Source organism: uncultured Granulicatella sp. (assembly GCF_963528315.1).
Classification (GTDB): domain Bacteria; phylum Bacillota; class Bacilli; order Lactobacillales; family Aerococcaceae; genus Granulicatella.
The window spans coordinates 1-5,308 of the sequence record NZ_CAURVV010000068.1 but is presented as its reverse complement, the minus strand read 5'-3'; the positions used below and the strand labels follow the sequence as shown (position 1 = coordinate 5,308).

The 5,308-nt window shown below is 35.0% G+C and carries 4 protein-coding genes and 2 pseudogenes; 1 reads left to right on the top strand and 5 read right to left on the bottom strand.

The window, feature by feature from the left end; translation table 11 throughout:
- Window positions 1-270: pseudogene (locus RYK07_RS08710) on the bottom strand (heavy metal translocating P-type ATPase); the annotation flags it as partial.
- Window positions 271-289: 19 nt separating this feature from the next.
- The gene (locus RYK07_RS08705; protein WP_314853474.1) at window positions 290-739 is read right to left on the bottom strand and encodes a CopY/TcrY family copper transport repressor; all 450 of its coding nucleotides are present in this window, start codon (window positions 737-739) and stop codon (window positions 290-292) included.
- 90 nt (window positions 740-829) lie between these two features.
- Here RYK07_RS08705 and RYK07_RS08700 point away from each other — a divergent pair.
- Window positions 830-1,205, top strand: a pseudogene (locus tag RYK07_RS08700) (DDE-type integrase/transposase/recombinase); the annotation flags it as partial.
- A gap of 42 nt (window positions 1,206-1,247) precedes the next feature.
- Here RYK07_RS08700 and RYK07_RS08695 read toward each other — a convergent pair.
- The 3 genes from RYK07_RS08695 to ftsH all read right to left on the bottom strand — a co-directional run bounded on the left by RYK07_RS08695 (window position 1,248) and on the right by ftsH (window position 5,295).
- A complete protein-coding gene (locus tag RYK07_RS08695) occupies window positions 1,248-2,135 on the bottom strand; it encodes an ROK family protein (RefSeq protein ID WP_314853473.1) in 888 nt (295 codons plus the stop codon).
- Between the two features lie 147 nt (window positions 2,136-2,282).
- The gene (gene hslO / locus RYK07_RS08690) at window positions 2,283-3,173 is read right to left on the bottom strand and encodes an Hsp33 family molecular chaperone HslO (protein WP_006703333.1); all 891 of its coding nucleotides are present in this window, start codon (window positions 3,171-3,173) and stop codon (window positions 2,283-2,285) included.
- Between the two features lie 76 nt (window positions 3,174-3,249).
- Complete coding sequence (gene ftsH, locus RYK07_RS08685) at window positions 3,250-5,295, bottom strand: ATP-dependent zinc metalloprotease FtsH (protein WP_314853472.1); 2,046 nt, start codon at window positions 5,293-5,295, stop codon at window positions 3,250-3,252.
- Between the last annotated feature and the right edge of the window lie 13 nt (window positions 5,296-5,308).

Genomic DNA, 5,308 nt, shown 5'->3' with positions numbered 1-5,308 from the left:
TAAGAACATAATAATGATTCCTAGTGGCAATGACTTTAAGAAAAGTTCCTTAAAGTTTCCGTGATGATGGTGGTCATGCCCTCCGTGCCCACTGTGGTCATGCCCACTGTGCCCGCTGTGATCATGCCCATTGTGCCCGCTGTGATCATGCCCACTGTGATCGCTGTGATCATGCCCAGCATGATGTACTTGATGTTGATCCTTATGGTCTCCATGTTCATCTGTAATTCCATGCTCGTGTTTTAACTTATCCATGTTGTCATTATTCATTTTAAATTCCTCCTTATACTTAATGATGATGTAAATGACATTCGCATTGTCCTTCTGGACAATTGCAATCCACTTCTTCTACTGCGAAAGATTTTTTCATCTCTAATATTTTTTCTAGTCGATCTATATCATCGAAGCTTAAAACATGATCTTCAATGATGCTTCCTATTACATTTCCGACTTTCTTATTGCAAATACGGTTAAAAATATCTTCTGCATAATCCCTTACGGCTTCTTTCTCTTCAATATTGGCAGTGTAAATAAACTTTCTACCTTCTTGCTCTGTATTTAGTACGCCTTTTCCAACTAATCGACCTAAGATCGTTTTGATAGTGGATTGTGTCCAGTCCATTTTTTCTTGCAATACGGAAATGACTTTTTTACTAGTTACTCGATCATTTGCCCAAACTACACGCATGACTTCCCATTCTGCATCTGTGATATAAGTATTAAATTCCATTGTGCTCATTCTCCTTTCCTCCCTAATTGTCTACAGATGTAAACAAATATGTTCAAACTAAGTTTACAACTGTAAACTAATTATGTCAAGTCTTTTAATAATAGAAATTTTTCAGCAGACAAACCTATGAAAAAATTGACTACAGATATCACATATTTGCCTTTCGGTCCTAAACGATTATATTTATCTTCCATTATGGATTTACATAATGGAGAAATCATTGCTTACACAATTTCCTCAAAACAGGATACTAAGTTTGTATTGGATACATTAAATCAAATTGATTTACCTAAGGATATTCTACTACATAGTGATTAAGGCAGCGTTTATACTTCTGCTAAATACTACAATCTATATAATTCAAATTGTAGAAAATTATATCAAATATTATAATGAAAAAAGAATCCAACAAAAATTGGACTACCTGTTTCCGATATTCAACCGGAAACAGGTAGTCCTAGAGTGTTTTTATTAAATTCTCACTTTTTGGGGTCAGTCCCTTCCAACCTTCAATCCTTTATAACACTAATAATCCAGCTCCAATAATCCCATTGTCTCCTTTAATCTTAGAAACAACCATTCGTTTCAACACATGTTTTTGTTCAGCATGTAATCGAGTTTCTAAAATTTCTTTTACTAACTCAATATAGTCCGGATTATAATTGGATACACTTCCTCCAAATACAATGACATGTGGATCTAGTAAACAAACCATCGCATGTAAACTACTAGCGATTCCACTCGCTGCTTGACGAATAATATCAGTTGCAACGGCTTCTCCTTGACGCCATCTTTCGAATACATCTTTAGTTGTCACTGAATCATCTTTATATAATTCTTGAGCTTTCTTTTGAATCCCTACCCCTGAACAAGCTTCTTCTAAACTCATCCATTGACCAAAGAAATGAACTGGAATAAATCCAATTTCACCTGAGAATCCTGCCCCTCGAAGAATTTCATTATGAACAATATTAGTTGCTGCAATCCCTGTTGATAAAGTGACATACGCAAACATTTCTTTTTCTGTTAAATTTTGAAGACGATATTCTGCATAGGCAGCTACTTTTACATCATTATCAATTTTTACTGAAATACTTCCATAAACTTCTTGTAATCTTTTAACAATTGGGAAATTTGGCCATGGAATATTATTTTGGAAAACTGCTACTCCATTCTCTACATCTACTTTCCCTGGCAAACCAATTCCAATACCTTCTATCTCTTGAATTGGAAATGGATGTTCATTTAACTCTTCATTTATTAATCGAACAACTTGTTCAAATAATGTTTCAGCACTTTCGACTTCACTAGGTGCTTGCCTGCGACTCACAATTTCTCCCTTTTCATTAATAATAGCAACAGCTACTTTTGTTCCCCCAATATCAACACCAATCGATTGTTTCATTAAAAACCTCTCCTTTATTTAATCGTTTTCATCGTTATTGTAGCCTGGTTTAAAGTTTTTTGCAATGTAAATTTTTAAATAAAAGAAAAGACCTTCTATAATTAGGAATATTATAAAACAGTCCTTATATAGAAAGTCAAAATTTAATCATTTTTTCTGAGATTTAATTTCTGTGATTAAGTCATTTAAATCATCTTCACTAAATTGATATTTTTCACCACAGAAATGACAAACAATTTCTGCTCCATGATCTTCATCAATTAAATGTTGTAAATCCTCTACACCAATCGATAATAAACCTGCACTAAATCTTTCTCTAGTACAAGGACAATGAAATTCTACAGGTAATTCTTCCAATACTTTAATATTTTCTTTACCTAATAAACGGTTTAATAAATCAATTGGTTCTTCTTGTTGGTCAATCAATTTTGAAACAAGAGGCATTTCACTAATACGTCGTTCAATTTCTACAATCGTTTCTTCACTAGCTCCAGGAAGTAATTGAATCATAAATCCACCTGCAGCACGAACGGATTCATCTGGATTTACTAAAACAGAAACACCAACTGCCCCATTAATTTGCTCTGAAACAGCTAAATAATAAGTGAAGTCCATTCCTAATTCACCATCAACAATTGGAATTTGTCCAGAAAAAGGTTCCTTCATTTGTAAATCCTTTATAACAGTAATCGTTCCGTTTGTACCCACAACGCCACGTACATCTAACTTTCCTTTTTCATTTAAAGGTAAGCTTACATGTGGATTTGAAATATAACCTCTCATTTGACCTAAACCATTAGCTTCTGCCATAATTTTTCCACCAGGGCCATCCCCATTGACTTGAACCGTAATTTTTTCTTTTCCTTTTAAACTTGTCGCTAATAATTGCGTTCCAATCATCGTACGACCTAATGCTGCTGTGGCTGCACTCCAAGTATCGTGACGTTTTTGCGCTTGCGATACTGCTTCAGTCGCTACAATCGCAACTGCTTTTACTTCATCATTAAAAGCTAATACTTTTAATAAATGATCCTTCATTCTTCATTCCCTCTTTCCTTCATAAAAGAAAAGTGGGAAAGAAAAGCGTTGACTTTCCCTTCTCACTTTCTTGTCATTATTCTAAATCATCTTTTGAATCAGATTTTTCTTCAGAGTCATCTTGTTTTGATGCTTCACGTTTTGCTAAAGCTTTTTTAGCTTCTTCAAAACTAGCTGCTTCTGCTTCACTTGGATACTCTTCTTCAACATCTTCTGTTGGCATTTCTCCAGTTTCAAACAACGCTTTAATCGTACGTTCGTCAAGAGTTTCTAATTCTAATAATTTTTCTGCAATTAATGTTAATTGATCTTTATGTTCTTCTAAAATTTGTAACGCTTGTGCATAAGCTTCTTTCATAATAGAACGAACCGCATTATCAATTTCAAATGCTACTTGATCAGAATAAGCTTTTGTTTGACCATAATCACGTCCAATAAAGACTTGATGATTCCCTTCATATTGAACAGTTCCTAATTCATCATACATTCCATATTCTGTAATCATACTACGAACAATTCCTGTTGCTTGCTCGAAATCATTACTTGCTCCAGTTGTTTTCTCATTAAAGATAAACTCTTCAGCAGCACGTCCACCAAGTAAACCAACCACTTGTTCGAATAATTCCTTTTTAGTCATTAAGAAGCGATCTTCTTTTGGAAGCATAATCGCATATCCGCCTGCACGTCCACGAGGAACAATCGTCACTTTATGAACGACACGAGCATCACTTAATACCATTCCAACGATTGTATGACCAGCTTCGTGGAAAGCAACCATTTTACGTTCTTTTTCACTAATCGCACGATCTTTTTTCGCTGGACCAGCAATGACACGGTCATGTGCTTCATCCACATCTAATTTGTCAATCGCTGTTTTATCTCTTCTTGCAGCTACTAATGCAGCTTCATTTAATAAGTTTTCTAATTCAGCACCAGAGAAACCTGGAGTTTGTTGAGCAATAACTTTTAAGTCCACTTCTTTTGCTAATTTTTTATTTCTAGCATGAACTTTAAGAATTGCTTCACGTCCTTTTACATCTGGACGACCTACTAAAATTTGACGGTCAAAACGTCCTGGACGTAATAAAGCTGGGTCTAATACATCTGAACGGTTTGTTGCAGCAATCACGATAACGCCTTCTGTTCCTTCAAAACCATCCATTTCAACTAATAATTGGTTCAGCGTTTGTTCACGTTCATCGTGACCTCCACCCATACCAGTACCACGTTGACGACCTACAGCATCAATTTCATCAATAAAGATAATAGCTGGAGCATTTTTCTTCGCATTTTCAAATAAATCACGAACACGGCTTGCCCCTACCCCTACGAACATTTCCACAAATTCAGAACCTGAAATTGAGAAGAATGGGACATTCGCTTCACCAGCAACTGCTTTTGCTAATAAAGTTTTACCTGTCCCTGGAGGGCCTTCTAATAACACCCCTGCAGGAATACGTGCTCCAAGAGCTGTAAATTTACGAGGATCTTTTAAGAATTCTACTACTTCTACTAATTCTTGTTTTTCTTCTTCCGCTCCTGCTACATCAGAGAAACGAACTTTTACTTTTTGTTTGTTTTGATCTGTAGCTTTCGAACGACCAAAGTTCATCACACCACGTGGGCCACCTTGTCCCATTTGGCTAGATAATAAGTTAAACATTAAGAATCCAAAAATCCCTAATGGCACAACTAATTGTAAGAAAAGTGATAACCAAATTCCTGATTGACTTTCAGGAAGAGTAGTAATTTGAGTTCCTGCTTGTTGTGCAGCATTATTAATTTCGGTTACAGTTCCATCATTTGGTAAAACTGTTGTTTTGAAATTTGATGTTTTAGAAGTTCTCTTATCAAATATCGCTAATCCTTTAGAGGATGTATTTGTATTTTCTTTTGCTTCTTTATATTCTCCTGTAATAGTATATACAGAGTTTGCATATTGCATTTTAATTTCTTTAATGTCACCTTTTTTCAATTCTTGAACGAATTGTGTATAACTAACTTCTGTCGTTTGTCCATTAGAACCTTGATTAAACCAAGAAACTAAACCAACAATTGCCACAAAAATCATAATATACATTAGTCCATTACGAAATATTTGACGATTATTATTTGTATTCATTTTGCCTCCTGCA